Annotated in this window: 13 protein-coding genes and 1 pseudogene; 9 read left to right on the forward strand and 5 right to left on the reverse strand. The window is 68.2% G+C overall.

The genetic code is table 11. The annotated features are described in order from the left end of the window. Window positions 1-6: 6 nt before the first annotated feature. Window positions 7-1,812: a cellulase family glycosylhydrolase gene (locus K377_RS36255; RefSeq protein WP_111667890.1), complete on the reverse strand. Its 1,806-nt coding sequence runs from the start codon at window positions 1,810-1,812 to the stop codon at window positions 7-9. Window positions 1,813-2,480: 668 nt separating this feature from the next. Between K377_RS36255 and K377_RS36260 the strand changes: the two genes are divergently transcribed. The 3 genes from K377_RS36260 to K377_RS36275 all read left to right on the forward strand — a co-directional run bounded on the left by K377_RS36260 (window position 2,481) and on the right by K377_RS36275 (window position 6,600). Continuing rightward, window positions 2,481-4,610, forward strand: a complete 2,130-nt coding sequence (locus tag K377_RS36260; RefSeq protein WP_111667891.1) for a glycoside hydrolase family 6 protein — start codon at window positions 2,481-2,483, stop codon at window positions 4,608-4,610. A gap of 183 nt (window positions 4,611-4,793) precedes the next feature. Then, window positions 4,794-5,615 (forward strand): SDR family NAD(P)-dependent oxidoreductase, encoded by an 822-nt coding sequence (locus K377_RS36265; protein ID WP_111667892.1) that lies wholly within the window; start codon window positions 4,794-4,796, stop codon window positions 5,613-5,615. A gap of 334 nt (window positions 5,616-5,949) precedes the next feature. Then, window positions 5,950-6,600: a GPR1/FUN34/YaaH family transporter gene (locus tag K377_RS36275; protein ID WP_309252263.1), complete on the forward strand. Its 651-nt coding sequence runs from the start codon at window positions 5,950-5,952 to the stop codon at window positions 6,598-6,600. Window positions 6,601-6,709: 109 nt separating this feature from the next. Here the strand turns inward: K377_RS36275 and K377_RS36280 are convergent, their stop codons facing one another. After that, entirely contained in the window at window positions 6,710-6,934 is a 225-nt protein-coding gene (locus tag K377_RS36280; protein ID WP_111667893.1) for a DUF2945 domain-containing protein, read from the reverse strand. Window positions 6,935-6,975: 41 nt separating this feature from the next. Continuing rightward, window positions 6,976-7,983, reverse strand: coding sequence for a DNA topoisomerase IB (locus K377_RS36285; RefSeq protein ID WP_111667894.1), 1,008 nt, complete (start codon window positions 7,981-7,983; stop codon window positions 6,976-6,978). A 230-nt stretch (window positions 7,984-8,213) separates the two neighbouring features. On the opposite strand from K377_RS36285, the gene K377_RS41465 reads away from it, so the two are divergent. The 3 genes from K377_RS41465 (at window position 8,214) to K377_RS36290 (ending at window position 9,102) form a co-directional block, all read left to right on the forward strand. Next, window positions 8,214-8,441: a hypothetical protein gene (locus tag K377_RS41465; protein WP_146614821.1), complete on the forward strand. Its 228-nt coding sequence runs from the start codon at window positions 8,214-8,216 to the stop codon at window positions 8,439-8,441. Window positions 8,442-8,454: 13 nt separating this feature from the next. Beyond that, a complete protein-coding gene (locus tag K377_RS42085) occupies window positions 8,455-8,622 on the forward strand; it encodes a hypothetical protein (protein ID WP_161194965.1) in 168 nt (55 codons plus the stop codon). Window positions 8,623-8,808: 186 nt separating this feature from the next. After that, complete coding sequence (locus K377_RS36290) at window positions 8,809-9,102, forward strand: hypothetical protein (RefSeq protein ID WP_111667895.1); 294 nt, start codon at window positions 8,809-8,811, stop codon at window positions 9,100-9,102. 137 nt (window positions 9,103-9,239) lie between these two features. Here the strand turns inward: K377_RS36290 and K377_RS36295 are convergent, their stop codons facing one another. Both K377_RS36295 and K377_RS36300 read right to left on the reverse strand, forming a co-directional pair. Next, window positions 9,240-11,213 (reverse strand): discoidin domain-containing protein, encoded by a 1,974-nt coding sequence (locus K377_RS36295; protein WP_111667896.1) that lies wholly within the window; start codon window positions 11,211-11,213, stop codon window positions 9,240-9,242. A 717-nt stretch (window positions 11,214-11,930) separates the two neighbouring features. Next, entirely contained in the window at window positions 11,931-12,884 is a 954-nt protein-coding gene (locus tag K377_RS36300) for a M28 family metallopeptidase (protein WP_111667897.1), read from the reverse strand. 665 nt (window positions 12,885-13,549) lie between these two features. On the opposite strand from K377_RS36300, the gene K377_RS36305 reads away from it, so the two are divergent. From K377_RS36305 to K377_RS42090, 3 genes and pseudogenes are all read left to right on the forward strand, one after another. After that, window positions 13,550-13,831, forward strand: coding sequence for an HU family DNA-binding protein (locus tag K377_RS36305; RefSeq protein ID WP_111667898.1), 282 nt, complete (start codon window positions 13,550-13,552; stop codon window positions 13,829-13,831). Window positions 13,832-14,272: 441 nt separating this feature from the next. Further along, window positions 14,273-15,223, forward strand: a complete 951-nt coding sequence (gene ppk2 / locus K377_RS36310; protein ID WP_111667899.1) for a polyphosphate kinase 2 — start codon at window positions 14,273-14,275, stop codon at window positions 15,221-15,223. A 59-nt stretch (window positions 15,224-15,282) separates the two neighbouring features. Then, window positions 15,283-15,440: pseudogene (locus K377_RS42090) on the forward strand (DUF6411 family protein); the annotation flags it as partial. Window positions 15,441-15,728: the final 288 nt, after the last annotated feature.

Below are 15,728 nucleotides of genomic sequence, written 5' to 3' on the forward strand. Positions count from 1 at the left end.
CGGGGTTCAGCTGGTACGGCAGACCAGCGCGGGCGTGCCCGCCCCGCCGGGTGCCGCGCCGAAGCCGAACGAGGTGGAACTCCCGGCCGCGATCGCGCCGTTGTGATCGGCGTTGCGTGCCGTGACCGCCTTGCCCACCTGAGTGAAGGAGGCGTTCCACATGCCGTTGACGGCCTGGTCGCCGGGCCAGGACCAGGTCACCTCCCACGACTTGGTCGCCGTGGAACCGGTGTTGGTGACGGTGACATCGGCGTTGAATCCGCTGCCCCAGTCGCTGCTGACCTTGTACGAGGCGGAGCACCCGGAGGACCCGCCGCCCGAACCCGACGTGGTCGCGGCGACCGATGCCGAGGCCGGTGAGACGTTGCCCGCGGCGTCGCGCGCCCGGACGGTGTAGTCGTAGCGCGTCCCGGCGGTGAGGCCTGTGTCGGTGAAGGAAGGACCGGTCGACGTACCGACCTTGGCGGTACCCCGGTAGATGTCGTAGCCGGTGACAGCGGTGTCGTCGGTGGATGCCGACCAGGACAGGGAGACGCTGGACGATGTCGTGCCCGTGACCTTGAGACCGGAGGGGGTGGACGGCGCGGTGGTGTCGCCTCCGCCGCCTCCTCCTCCGAAGGCCGGTGCCTTGATGGAGGCCAGGTAGCCGTCCTTCGCGGTGTCCACGGTCTGCCAGTCGTCCTTGAGAATGCCGCCGGTGTCACCGGAGTCGGGATTCCACGACCAGAAGGTCCACTGGAAGCTGTCCGCGCCGTGGACGCCGGTGGGCCGCAGATAGTCCACGAGGGCCGCGAGCCACTTCTGGTCCACGGACGACTGGAGGGTGGTTCCGAACTCGCCGAGCCACACGGGCGCGATGTTCTGCTTGAAGAGGTAGCCCCAGTTCTTGTCCCAGATGGCGGGCATGTTCGCGGGGAACGACGGGTCGCTGAACCACGGTTGCTGCGCGACGCTGGTGGCGTAGTCGTGGGCCGAGTACACGAGACGGTTCGCCACGCTGAGCCGGACGGGCGCCTTGGCCGCCCCGGACAGGTTGCCGCCCCACCAGTTCGACTGGCCGTCGACCGTCTGTACGCCCTCGACGAGGATGAGCAGCTGCGGGTTGACCGAGAGGACGGCGTTGCCGGCCCGCTCGGCGGCGAGCCGCCAGTCGATGCTCGTGTCCCCGCATCCCCAACAGGCCGGGTCGTGCGGCTCGTTGTGCAGGTCGATGCCGACCACGGCCGTGTTGCCCTGGTAGCGAGCCGCCAGCGCTTTGAGGTTTGTGATCCAGGTGGATTCGGGGACCGACGCGGTGTACCAGAGGGCGGACTGGGACGAGGAGTCGGGCCGGTGCCGGTCGAGGACGATCTTGAGTCCGATCGAGCCGGCGTAGTCCACGATCTTGTCCATGACCTGCAAGGACGTGAGGTCCTTGAGGTCGGTGTTGAGGCCACTCGCGTAGGTGATGCCGTTGGGGACGGTGTTCTTGAAGATGTCGTCGCTGTAGGGCATGCGGATCGTGTTGTACCCGAGCGACTTCATCTGGTCCATCATCGACTTGTAGTCGCGGGACCAGAGGCCGTGGGTGACGTAGTTGGCGGTCTCGAACCCGAACCAGTTGACGCCGGCCATCCGGACCGGCCGGTTCTCCGCGTCCAGGATCTGGCGGCCGTTGGTGTGCCAGTAACCGGCGCCCGCGGCAGGCGCCGCCGCGGCCTTGACGGGCGCTGCCCGGGCGGGCAGGGCAGCGAACGGGACGAGGGCGATCGCGGCGGAGGCGACCAGGGTGACCAGGGTTTTTCTGAGCCGGTGAACGAGTGGGGGGCTCATGGTGGGGGATCCTCTCGCAGGGAAAGCGCGAATTGGGAGCGCTCCCAAATGGCGGCACGCGTGCATGCGGATCGGATGGCGGAGAGCTGGAGGTGTCCGGCGGCGACCGGGTTCCTCAGGCCGCCCGGAGTGTCCCGCCCCGTACGGCCCGCCGTCGTAGCCGGGACCGGATTCATGGAAGCCACTGGGCATGGATGCGTCAATACTTTGCGCACCGATCGGGTCGTGCGCGGCGCGCTTTCCTCTCCCGGGCGCGGTCCCGAATCGCCTACGGGCGCGGCCTGTCCGACCGTCCGTCCGTCTGGCCTGCGTGGACCGCCGCACATTTCCCTCCGCGGCAGGGGTGTTGACAGCGTCGATCCGGCGCAGCACTCTTTGGGAGCGCTCCCAACTGGATGCCCTGTCCTCCGCCTCCCCAGCGCGGCCGGCATCGCCCGTGCGTCCACGGCAGTCATGACCGGACTGCCGTGACGCCACGCGCTCCACCGCCTCATCGACCTGCCTTCCTGCATGGCACGGAACCGCGGAACGTGCCGCGCAGGTCGGGCTGCCATGCCGTCCGGTCTCTGCGGGCGACCGGGCTGCCGCTCGGGCCCGGGCACCTCCCGGTACCGCCGTTCACCGCACGCGCTTCGCCAGTCGTTCTCCATCACCCACGGGAGAGAACCATGCGCTTACGCAGACCCACCCCCACCGCACGTCCCCGCGCTGCGAGAAGACGGACCGCCGCTCTCGCGTCGGGGGCGCTCATCGGCGCCCTGTCACTGACCGCCATGACGCACAGCGCGTCCGCCGCGGCGAAGCTCGACAACCCGTACGTCGGGGCGAAGGCCTACGTGAACCCCGACTGGTCCGCCAAGGCGGCGGCCGAGCCCGGCGGTGCGACCGTCGCGAAGCAGCCGACCTTCGTGTGGCTCGACCGGATCGCCGCGATCCAGGGCAACGCCGAGGCCCGTGGCCTCAAGGCCCACCTCGACACGGCCAAGGCGCAGGGCGCCAACCTCGTCCAGTTGGTCATCTACGACCTGCCGGGACGCGACTGCGCCGCGCTGGCCTCGAACGGTGAACTGGGCGCCGACGAACTGGCCAGATACCAGTCCGACTACATCGACCCGATCGCCGAGATCCTCGCCGATCCCGCGTACGCGAGCCTGCGCATCGTCAACCTCATCGAGCCGGATTCGCTGCCGAACCTCGTCACCAACGCCGGCGGCACAGCGGGCTCCACGCCCCAGTGCGCCACGATGAAGGCGAACGGCAACTACGAGAAGGGCGTGGGCTACGCCCTGCACAAACTGGGTGGCCTGCCCAACGCCTACAACTACATCGACGCGGGCCACCACGCGTGGCTCGGCTGGGACAGCAACCTCGTCCCGACCGCGCAGGAGTTCAAGAAGGCCGCCACCACCAACGGCGCGAGCCTGAGCGACGTGACGGGGTTCATCGTCAACACCGCCAACTACTCCGCGACCAAAGAGCCGTACGTCAAGGTCACGGACACCGTGAACGGCCAGACGGTGCGCCAGTCCAAGTGGATCGACTGGAACCAGTACGACGACGAGACCTCGTACGCGCAGGGGCTGCGCTCGGCCCTGGTGGCACAGGGCTTCGACAGCGGGATCGGCATGCTCATCGACACCTCGCGCAACGGCTGGGGCGGCGCCGCGCGGCCGACCGCTCCCGGCCCGACGACGAGCGTCGACGCCTACGTGGACGGCGGCCGGGTCGACCGGCGCATCCACGCGGGCAACTGGTGCAACCAGAGCGGCGCCGGCATCGGCGAGCGCCCGGCCACCGCTCCGGACACCGGGATCGACGCGTACGTGTGGGCGAAGCCGCCGGGCGAGTCCGACGGTGCCAGCAAGCCCCTCGACAACGACGAGGGCAAGGGCTTCGACCGGATGTGCGATCCCACGTACACCGGCAACGCCCGTAACGGAAACAGCCTGACGGGCGCGCTGCCCGACTCTCCGCTGGCCGGCCACTGGTTCTCCGCCGGGTTCCGCCAACTGGTCGCCAACGCTTACCCGCCGCTGTCCGGAGGCGGTGGTGGCGACACGCAGGCGCCGACCGTGCCGGGCGGTCTCACGGTGGGTACGACGACCAGCGACAGCGTGGCCCTTTCGTGGAGCGCATCGACGGACAACACGGCCGTCACCGGCTACGACGTCTACCGGGACGGCACCAGGGTGGGCAGCGTCTCCGGTACGTCGTACACCGACAAGGGGCTTTCCGCGTCGACCGGTTACGCGTACACGGTCCGGGCGAAGGACGCTGCGGGGAACGTTTCGGCGGCGTCCGCGGCGGTGACCGCGGTGACCAAGCCGTCGGGTGGAGGCGGTGGCTCCTCGGGCCTCAGGGCGCAGTACAAGAACAACGATTCCTCGGCGGCGGACAATCAGATCAAGCCGGGACTGCGCCTGGTCAACGGCGGTACGGCGGCTGTCGACCTGTCCAAGGTCACGGTCCGTTACTGGTTCACCGGCGAGTCCTCGTCGGCCGGTTACCAGACGTTCTGCGACTGGGCACAGGTCGGCTGCTCCACGGTGAATCTGTCGACGCGCGCGGTCTCGCCGGCCAGGACGGGCGCCGACCGCTATATGGAGGTCGGCTTCGGCAGCGGATCGCTGGCGGTGGGCGCGGACACCGGTGATATCCAGCTGAGGCTGGCCAAGTCCGACTGGTCCAATTTCAACGAGACCGACGACTACAGCCGCGGCACCGGCACCTCGTACGCCGACGCACCGAAGGTGACCGTCTACGTCGCAGGCACCCTCGTGTGGGGCACCGAGCCGTAGACCGGCCGGCCCCACCTGAAGTCACCCTCATCGGGACGCTGTCCGCGGAGCGGCCCGATGGGGGTGCGCCCATGTCGGCCGGACACGGAGGTACCGTCGGTCGATCAGCATGCGTCCCCTGACCTGCGCCGACGGCATACTGACGACCAGGATCCAGTACTTCTGAGAACGGGTGTCACCGCGATGAGCGTCAAAACAGTTCTGATCACCGGAACGTCCTCGGGCATCGGTCTGGCCACCGCGGTCGCCGCCGCGCGCGCCGGATGGCGGGTGATCGCCACGATGCGCGACACCACCAAGGCGGGCCCTGTGCGGACGGCCGCCCGCGAGGCGGGGGTCGACCTGGACGTGCGTGCTCTGGACGTGACGGACCCCGCCTCCGTGGAGGAGTGCCTGGCGGGATGCGACCGGCTCGACGCTCTGATCAACAACGCGGGGTCCGGGCACGTCGGAACCCTGGAACTGGAGAGCGTCGAGAGTGTTCGCACGGTGATGGAGGTCAACTTCTTCGGCGTGCTGCACGTCACCCGGGCGGCCCTGCCGCTGCTGCGGGCGAGCGGCGGACGCGTGGTGACGGTGACCAGTGTCGGCGGAGTGGTCGGGCAGCCCTTCAACGAGGCGTACTGCGCGGCCAAGTTCGCCGTCGAGGGCTTCATGGAGTCCCTGGCACCCGTCGCGGCCGCCACCGGTGTGTCCGTGAGCGTCGTCGAGCCCGGAGCCGTGGCCAGCGAGTTCGTGAAGAACGTGGGGATCGACGACAGCGCGGCGGACGCGGCAGGGCCCTACAGCACGGCTCTGGCGGCCTACCTCGAACGGACCCGGGGCGCCTTCGCCGACGCGCAGAGCCCGCATGACGTCGCCGGGCACCTGGTGGACCTGCTGACCTGCGAGCGGCCCGCCTTCCGTGTGCAGACCTCGGAACGGGCGCGCGCGTTCGTGGCGGTGAAGCTCAAGGACCTCGACGGTTCGGCCTTGCAGGCGCTGACCGGGACATGGGTCTCCTGACGGCCTCGCCGACGGTGGGCAGCCGGGCCTCACGAGGGTCTGGTGCGAAATGACTCCGGCGGGGGCGAGCGACGAAGCGCCGGCCCTTTTCAGCTTTTCCAGCCTGTCCGCCTACGAGAAGTACCGGCAGTTGTTCGGCCGGGACCCGGAGTTCATCGAAGCGGACCGGACCCGGGCAGTGATGTTCGCCGTCCACCAGCCCCCCCCTTCCGTGAGAGCCCTGCTGCCGGTGCCGGTGAGCAGCTACATGCCGCACGCCCCGTACGCTGCGGACGTGTCTGAATCTGAAGCCTCCGATACCTCCAGTACCGGCCGCCCGCCCGCCACCGACGCCATCACCCGCATCGTGCTGCGACCTGTCGCAAGCCCGTTGCCCTTGGGGTTCTTCGCTCTCGGTATGGGCAGCACCGTCTTGGCAACCCTCCAACTTGGCTGGGTGCCCGCCGAACAGAGCGAGGTACTGCTCCTCCTCATCCTGATCTTCGTGGTCCCCCTCCAACTGGTCGCCGGGGTCTTCGCGTTCCTCGCCCGGGACGCCGGGGCGGGAACGGCGCTGCTCCTGCTCGGCGCGTCCTGGGCGGGAACCAGCGTCACTTCGCTCGACTCCCCGGTCGGTGCACCGGTCGCCGCGCATGCGGTCTTCCTCCTCGCGCTGGTGCCCTTCGTGCTGGCGCTCGCGGGGGCCGCGCTCAAGTCGAAACCGCTCTTCGCCGTGCTGCTCACCCTCACCGCGGTGCGGTTCTGCATGACCGGCCTGTACGAAGCGGGCGCGGGTCAGGCGTGGCAGTCCACCGCGGGCTGGACGGGCCTGGTGATCGGGGCGTTCGCGCTCTACGGCGGGCTGGCTCTGCTGGTGGAGGACGGCGAGCAGCGCACCGTCCTGCCGCTCTTCCGCCGCGGCGCCGCCCGCAGGTCCATTGAGGGCGACCTTCGTGAGCAGTTGACCGCCGCCCAGCAGGAGGCAGGAGTGCGCCACCAGCTCTGATGAACCGACTGCGACGCGCGGGGGAGGCCGGATCGGGGCCCGCGCGCGGCCAGTCAAGGTCTGGCACATCCTCAGGAAGTCAGCTGCCTTGATGTGATGGCGCTCCGCCTCATCGTGACTTTCTTCTGCGCAGGGCGCTCGGCTTGTGGACGGCCGTGTTGCCGGTCTCGTCGCTCTCGACCTCGTACTGCGGCTCGTCCTTGGACGCTTCGACCGTCCGTCCGGCCGCCTCGGTCCGCTCGGTGATCTTCCGTTTCACCTTGCCGGTCACGCTCTGCCCGTGACTGCGCCAGGTGACTTTGTCGCCCTGGGCGAGGTCTTTCTTCTTCGTCACTGTCTGCTCCTACGCTCGGTATGTGGTCGGGTCTGACGGCATCACGCCAGGAACTCCCGTACGGCGTCCTCGATGGGGCCATGGGTCGCGGGCTGTCCGGGGTCGACCGCGCCCAGCTCGGAGAGTGCGGGCGCGATGGTGCGACCGTCCGCGAAAAGCTCGAACAGCCTCGGGTCGATGTAGGAGGCGCGGCACACGGCGGGGGTGTTGCCCAGGTAGCGGGCCACTTCCCTGACGACCTGGGACTCCGCGCGCCGCCGCGCCGTCTCGCTCTGCGCGGTGGCCCGCTCGGAAACGGCCAGTCCGACGGCGGCGAGCACGGTGGCGTGCCAGGTGCGGAAGTCCTTGGCCGTGAGTTCGGCTCCGGACAACTCCCGCAGGCGTTCGTTCAGCTCACCCGGCTGCACCGGCTGCCACAACCGGCTCTTGAAGTACGCGAAGAGCTGCGGGTCCTCGCCCGGTCTGCGCTGGAGGCGGCGCACCACCGGAAACGCGGCGGCGTCGACCAGGTCCCACTCGCGGTCCACACCGCTCTTCGCCGGGTACGCGAAGTGCATCGCTCCCTTGCTCAGGTCCACGTGCGTACGCAGGAGCGTGGTCAGTCCGTATGCCTGGTGTTCGCGGGCGTAGGCGGCCGAGCCGATGCGGAAGTATCCGAGGTCGAGCAGTCTCACCAGGCAGGCGAGCACCCGGTCCCGGCTGAGACCACGACCGGCCAGATCCGCGCCGACCTGCTCCCGGAGCTCCTTCAGCGTCACCGACACCTGGCGGACGTGTGCGTGCTTCGCGAGATCGCGCTGCGCGCGAAAATCCGGGTGGTAGAGGTACTGCCGACGGCCCGCCGCGTCCGTCCCCATCGCCTGGATGTGACCGTTGGCGTACGGACAGATCCAGACGTCCTCCCAGGCCGGCGGGATCACCAGTTCCTTGATCCTCGTCCGGTCGGCGGCCGGGAGGGTCTGCCCGCGTGCGTCGCGGTAACGGAACCGGTTCCCGGCCCCCTGTCGGACCCATCCGGCCCGGTCGGGACGACTGGTACGCAGCCTCATGGTCGGCCCCTCCTTCACCAGCCCGTGCGTGGCCGGTCGGTGCTTCCCATGATCGAGCCAAAGCGGATCTTTCGCCCTTCGGTAACCATGTTTCGCCAGATGACACCACCCGCCCCGGTGATTCTCCGCGGTGAGCCACCCGGCCAGGACGTCCAGCGCCGCGAGGCGAGGCTGAAGTCCTGGTAGCGCCTGCTTCCTGGCCTGTGCCGTGCGGGCCGCGCCCGCCGCCTATGGGGATCGGGTCAGCCCGCCGCGCGAGCGAGCCCGGCGGCTACGCGGGCGGGGGCCGCAGCCGTACCTTCACCAACGGCACCGCCACGTTCGCCCTGGACGGCACCGTCGACGGACGCATCGAGTTCGGCGCCTCCGGTCTGCGCGAGACCTGGAACGCGCTCGTCGTACCTCCCCGGCCAGTCCTGCCAGGTGGGCAGCACCTAGCAGGCGAGCGAGCTGGGTGACGACGAACACGGGATGCTCTGCGTCGGCGGCGGGGGATGCAACCACAGCAACGGCGAGTTCACGGTGAACAAGCTGACTGCTGACGCCTCGGGACAGATCACCGCCCTCGCCCTCACCTTCGAACAGCACTGTGAGGGGGCGGACCCGGCCCTGCGCGGCACGATCCACTACTTCGCCTGACCGCGGGCCGAAATCCACGCGGTAGGTGGCGCGGGGCCCGCCCGGTGGGCGGGCCCTCAGCCGGCGAACGAGACATGGTGCCGGTGGCATCACGGCGACGGTGGCCCGGGCCGCAGGCCACGCGGGCCAGGGCACGGTGGTCGCTCCGGAATTGCCGCCACTCGACTCCGGAAGTACTGATGAGCCATGACACAACTGATCGCCGTGCCGACGCGCATGCTCACTGAGGTACAGGACCTGCTGCAGTACGGCCTCACCAAGGACTGCAACGAGGCCGCTACCGCACTCGCCGACCTGCGTCGGCAGAGCGATGGCTTCCAGGGCTGCCCCGCGGTACCGCTGTCACCCGAACTGCTCACGCAGATGCACCGGACGCTGCTCCTGCTGTGCATCGCGGCCGGTTCCGACTTCCAGCCGGGCGAGAAGGTGGTCCGCTTCACCCGCAGCGCCGATCAGCTCATGGCCTTCGTCCGCGAGTGAACCCCAGCAGCGCCGAGACAGTGTCTGGCACAGGATCAGTGGGGCGCCGGCTATAGGTCGCCTTTGGCGCGACGCGCGGCGGTCAGCGTGTTGGCTGGGATTCACCAGACTGTGTCGGCCGGCCGGCGAATGAGTCGTCAGGCGCCATAGACGCGCAGTTCGGAGAGCTGCGCGGCCGGCCAGCCGCTGTTGGCTGTGAAGACGAGCCGCAGATGACGGGCGGTCGTGGACGCGGGGATGGTCAGCGTGGCGGTGTTCCCACTGGACGGATCGAACGTGCATGCTGCCGCGGCGCGCACGGTGCTGAACGTGACGCCGTCGGCGCTGCCTTGCACAGCGATGGTCTGGCTCCGGGTGGCCCAGGCCGCGGCCGGCGGCAGTGTGCACACGATGCGGGCGATGCCGCGGGCAGCTCCCAGGTCAACCTGAATCCACTGAGGGAACGCGTTGTTTGCGCTTTCCCAGTACGTGTTCACATTGCCGTCCACGGCATTGGCGCAGCCGTAGGTCTGGGTGTGAGTGCTTTCCGTGGTCGGCCGGTTCAGAGCCAGATTGTCGGTGGTCGAGGTTGATGTGGTGGCGTTGACCCGATTGGAGGGGGCGGAGACGTTGCCCGCGGCGTCGAGAGCTTGCACATCGAAGGTGTAGTCGGTCGAGGGAGTGAGGCCGTTGACGGTGAAGTTGGTCGCGTTGCCGCCGGCCGTGCCGACCGGGGTAGCCGAGTCCCCGATGACGCGGCGGATTCGGTAGCTGGTCACTCCGACGTTGTCGGTTGCCGGGGACCAGGCCAGATCGACAGTGGTCCCGGTGACGCCGACGCTCCTCATATTGGCTGGGGCGGAGGGAGCAGTTCTGTCCGCATGGTCAACTGTCGGAGGGGTGGGGCGGGTCGCGGTGAGGGCGATCTGGCCCTTGAGCATCCTGCCGCCGTCGCCGGTGAGGCGCATGTAGTAGTCAGAGGAGCAGGCGGTGCCGTCCTCGTCGAGGGCGAGGAAGCCCGATCCGGTCGGTACCCAGGCCTGAGATTCAGCGGTCTTGGCGATCTGGTTGCCCTCGTTGTATTCGTCGAACATCGAGATGTAGACGCTCGGCACACGGGCCCGGCCTATGTTGTAGAACTGCCGCCACATGAAATCGCCGTGGGCGCGCTGCCGGTCGCCCACGCTGCCGGGCAGGACGCACGGCTGGTAGTCGATGCCGGAAGCGGTGCACTCGGCGAGGTCGGGCACGGTGGCGACGTTGTAGAAGTTGTCGGCATCGCCGGCGTTACTGATCCGGCCGACCATCCAGGGCGAGAGCATGTCGAAGGCGTGGTAGACAGCGGAGAAACCAGGTCGGGAGTCCCGGTCGCCGGTCCGCCACCAGGTGGGCACCCCACCGATCACGTAGCAGCCCTGTGCCTTGAACCAGTTCACAACGTCGAGGCACGTGTCCGGGGTGAAGGGGCGTTGGGGGTCGTTGAATCCGAAGCCCCATATGCACACCACGGGCTTACCGTTCTGGCGTGCGTAGGCGGAGGAACCTGTGTGGGTGCGCATCTTGTTGGTCCAGTCGGACTTGATGTCCGCCTGCATCGTCGCCCAGTCGGAGACGTCGTACATGACGTAGAACTTGACGTTGCTGGACTCGGCCGCGCTACGGACCTTGAGCGCCATCGCATCTCGGGTCGGGCCTTCGCCGCCTGTGGGGTTGAAACGCTGGAGCGCGGCGGTGTCGATGCCGTACTGCTTCATCCAGGCGAAGTGGACGTCGACGGTCGACTGGTCGTAGGAGGAGAACAGCGCGGCGGGCTGACCGTTTCCCAGGTTGGCGAACGCGGTGCGGTAGGAGGTCTGGTAGTCGCGGACGTCAGGCCAGGCAACGATGGCCTTGTTGGTAGAGGACGGCGTCTGGCCCCAGTTCTGAGCCCAGTGCCACCAACCGCCTATCGGGGCGCCGTCGCCGGCGCACGCGAACCAGCCCTGGTAGCCCACGGTGACCTTCCCGACCACATCACCGGGCGGGCTTGCCGCAGCGGCGGCGCTCGCGAGCGCGCCCGGACCGAGCCCCACGGCTCCAGCAACTCCTGCTGCTGAAGCGGCTTGCAGGACCGTACGACGCGAGATGGCCATCTGATTCTCCCTGTGTCTGAGGCGCCGATTCCACGGCCAGGACAGCTCGGGCAAAGGCATCGGTGAGGGGTGGCGTTTCGCACGGCAGAGTATTGATGCGTACACGACTACGCAAGATGAATGCAGGAAATAGCAAAAGAGCCTTCAGTAGGACGCAAGAAGTGTCCTGAATGCTCTCGGTGCAGCCGGAAGCGGCGACCCCGGTCACTGCCGCTACGGTGTTCGAACGTGGCAGGCGGACGACGCGCGTCGGCTCTGCTGGTGGTACCTGATCTGCCCTGCTCCCCGCCCAGAGCGAGGGTGCCGGCTCGGCGCGCACGCCACCCCAGCGGGACGAGAGGGGAGTGGCTCTCAGCGCCGAGGGCTGATGTCACGCTTTTCCCTGTGTTTCTTCGCCCAGGGTGGCGCGGGTTTGGAGAGCGTTTCTGGATCTGGCCGACACTCTGCAGGAGGCCTTCTGTCTGGTGGGCTCTCTGCGTGTGCCGACTGATCGCATGCAGAAGTGCCTGGAGGTGACCGCGACCGGCGTCAGCATGGTCGACGGACCCGGACGGCCTCCGCTGCCTGCTGGCCATGCTTCACCAAAGCGGCCCGTGCGGCCGGGGGCGACGACGCGACGCCCGTCGACGCCCCCCTCGGTGAGGTTCTGGTGATGCCGCTGCACTCGAGCGGCGCTCTGGTGGGTGCGGACCGAAGGAGGCCGTGTCCCCCGTTCCCCTACTGAGCTGCCAGCGCCCACACCGCGTAAGCGACTGCGTCTCCGCCCCTGTCCAGGGCCGTGTCGTTGATGTTCGTGGTGCGGTCGCACGACGAGTGATAGCAGGGGTCGAACGCCCGGCCTGCCGTGCCGCCCCATTTCTGGGCCTGTGCTGCGGTCTTGATGTAGTCGGCGCCGCTGAAGAGTCCGCCGACCGGGATCCCCGCGCTCTTGAACGGAGCGTGGTCAGAGCGGCCGTCGCCTTCGGTCTCGATCTCCGTGGGGACGCCGATGCCGGCGTAGTAGGCCTTGAAGGTCTTTTCGATGACCGGGTCGTCGTCGTAGACGAAGTAGCCCGGGTTCGGTGAGCCGATCATGTCGAAGTTCAGATAGCCGGCTATGTGTGCACGGTCGCTGGTGGTCAGTGAGTTGACGTAGTTCCGGGAGCCGATCATTCCCAGCTCCTCGGCCCCCCACCATGCGAATCGGAGGTGCTTGACGGGCTTGAGCTGGGCGCGGGAGACGGCGAGCGCGGTCTCCAGGATCGCGGCCGAGCCCGACCCGTTGTCGTTGATACCCGGTCCGGCGGTGACGCTGTCGAGATGGGCCCCGGCCATGACGGTCCGGTTGGTGTCTCCACCGGGCCAGTCGGCGACCAGGTTGTAGCCGGTGCGGCCTCCGGAGGTGAACTGGGCGACGGAGGTGGTGAATCCGGCCGCATCGAGCTTGGCCTTCACGTAGTCGAGGGATGCCTTGTAGCCGGGACGACCGTGCGCGCGGTTGCCTCCGTTGGCGGTGGCAATGGATTGGAGCTGGGTCAGGTGCGCTTTGACGTTCGCCACGGAGATGTCGGGAGCTGCGACGACGGCGGGCGCGGTCACGGTCGCGCTCGCTCCTGCGTCGGAGGCAGCTACGAGTCCGGCGGCGAGCAGCGTGGCGGCTGTTATTTGTGCGCGGGCAGAGAGAGAACGCATGTGGGGGGCTCCTGGTTCCTCGGATGTGCCGCTGGAGGCACGGGGAAGCGAGCGGCCCGATGGTCCCGGGGGATCAGTTGAATGGTCAAGAGCGCATTCCGGTCACACATGTTCGATGTTCGGAGAGACTGTGTCTGAGGTCGTACTACGTGAGGCGCACGCAACCCAGTTATGTCCTGAACCTGTCAGCTTGTAGTCCGAGTCTCCCGTTCGCCGACCTAATGGCTGAGGCCGCCTGAGTACCCATCTGCGGGGAGAGACGGACCAGCCACGAAGGCAAAGCCTTTGGACTCGGAATCGCAGACCCTCACGCGAGGACCGGCACAAGGGTCTGCGGCTCTTCCCCTCAACCCGCCGGGCGGATACGCGCGGCCGCCCGTTCCAGAGCCGAACCGACCAAGGGAGATGTTGATCCATGAGCGGTCTCCCGCTGACGACGCTCATCGCCGTTAGGCCGCCGGATGCGGAAACAGCGGCTGCTTCAGGCGCTGCGCCTCTCCGCAGCGATCGCCGGCCCGCTGGTCCGGTGCTGTGTTGCTGCGGCTGTTCGGGGCATTCGGCGCTGGAGCGTCCGAGGCGCTGTCGGTGGTGGGTGACAGCATGGGCCGCTTGATCTGTACCCCGTCCCGTGTGATGGGGTTTTCGATGCTTCAAGGAGTTTGGGTATGAACCGTAGTGAGCTGGTGGCCGCGCTGGCCGAGCGTGCCGAGGTAACGCAGAAGGACGCCGATGCCGTGCTGAACGCCTTCGCGGCCACGGTCGGCGACGTGGTGGCCAAGGGCGACGAGAAAGTCACTGTTCCAGGCTTCCTCACCTTCGAGCGGACCCACCGCGCCGCGCGCGAGGGGCGTAACCCTGCGACGGGCGAGGCGATGAAGATCCCTGCCGGTTACAGCGTCAAGGTGGCGGCGGGCTCCAAGCTGAAGGACGCCGCCAAGGGCAAGTAGGCCTGCACGCAGCGTGTGCAGAGGGGACTGCCCGAGGCCGGGCAGTCCCCTCTGCGCGTCACAAGTCCAACCGTTGAGCCCGGCACCACACCGACCAGCACCCCTCAAGCGGAGTGCACGCGGAGCGTGCGCTGGATGATGATGCGGCTTGGTTTCGGTGCTTGGGCCGTGTGCGTAAACCGTTCCTATCGGGCGTTCGGCGGGCGGTCGCGATGGAGATGCTGAACGCCGGTTGGGGTCCGCGCCGGCCATCGGCTGGCCATGCACTGCCCTGCTTTGGTGGTTGATCTCGTCACTGAGGCCCGATGCGGGCAAGTCTGACTGGGCGAGCGGGCCAAATTCACGAGTAGCGCGGCCTGTGTGCGGACCGGCGTGCGTGGCTGCGTGCGGCTAGGGTAAAGGGAATGCAAAGACGTGGTGCTTCGGGTAGAGGAGTGTTCGTTGACTGGCGAGAAGAGGACGGAGCTGCTCGACGGTCTGTTGGTGGACGAGTCGCGTCCGGAGCGGCCACTGCTGCTGGATGAGCGCGGGCGTCCGTTGCGGACGTGGCGGGAGAACTATCCGTATGCGACCAGGCTGAGGCGGCAGGAGTACGAGCGACACAAGCGTCTGCTGCAGATCGAGCTGCTGAAACTGCAGAAGCACGTGCGCGACCAGGGGCTGCGCGTGGTGGTGGTGTGCGAGGGACGTGATGCCGCAGGCAAGGGCGGCACGATCAAGCGGTTCACCGAGCGGCTCAATCCCCGCGGTGCTCGTGTGGTGGCGCTGGAGAAGCCCACCGATCGGGAGGCAGGGCAGTGGTACTTCCAGCGTTACGTCAGCCAGCTGCCGGCGGCCGGGGAGATCGTGTTCTTCGACCGGTCCTGGTACAACCGTGCCGGTGTGGAGCCGGTGATGGGTTTCTGTACGCCCGAGGAGCACCGGCACTTCCTGGACCAGGCCCCGTTGTTCGAACGCATGCTGACCGGCGACGGGATCGTGTTGGTGAAGTTCTGGTTTTCCGTCTCGCGTGCCGAACAGCGCACCCGCTTCGCGATACGGCAGGTCGACCCGGTACGTCAGTGGAAGCTCTCCTCCACGGATCTGGCCTCTCTGGAGCTCTGGGACGCCTACACGCGGGCCAAGGTCGAGATGTTCCGCGCCACCGACACCGACTACGCGCCCTGGACTGTGGTGAAAACCAACGACAAGCGGCGTGGCCGACTGGAAGCGATGCGGCACCTGCTGACCCGCATCGACTATCAGGCCCGCGACGCCGAAGCGGTCGGCAAGCCGGATCCGCTGCTGATCGGGCCCGCCGACACCCTGCTGGAACCAGGAGAGGAGACGACCGATCTCTCCCCGAGCCGCCTCGCCGGCCCCACCCACCAAGGCCCCGGGCAACACCCCTGACCTGTTCGGCCAGCGGGACCACCGAGCCCTCCAGACATACCTGCGCCTGACAGAACATCTCCCTGGGAGCAGGATCGCGGGCAGGCAGTAAGCCCCCCGGCGTCCCTGGACGGATCTTCAGCAAGCCGTTCCGTAGCAGTTCCGAGGCCTGGGCCGCAGCGGTTCCGCCGGCCGTCGCGCCCGAGGCCACATGCCCTTATGGCCCGACCAGACCTGACAGCGGGTCTGGCGGTAATCATCACGGGGGACGCGGAGTCCCGGTGACATGACCGCTGTCTCCCACCCCAAGCGCGGTCCGGGTCGCACCTCTACGCGACGCGTCGGCGTCCGCGTCGATTCGGGATCTGGGCGATGACCGCGGCATCATCTGGCGCCGCCCCACGGTGATGGGGCAGACCCGGTCAGGTCGGGATGTCATCGCAGCCAGGTCCTGAGGGCTTACCCGGCCCAGCCGCCCATCCCTACGTGAGCGTCCAGATGTGGGGTCAAGTGGCTGCGAAGACGT

It is taken from the genome of Streptomyces sp. PsTaAH-137 (assembly GCF_003259365.1).
Taxonomy (GTDB): domain Bacteria; phylum Actinomycetota; class Actinomycetes; order Streptomycetales; family Streptomycetaceae; genus Streptomyces.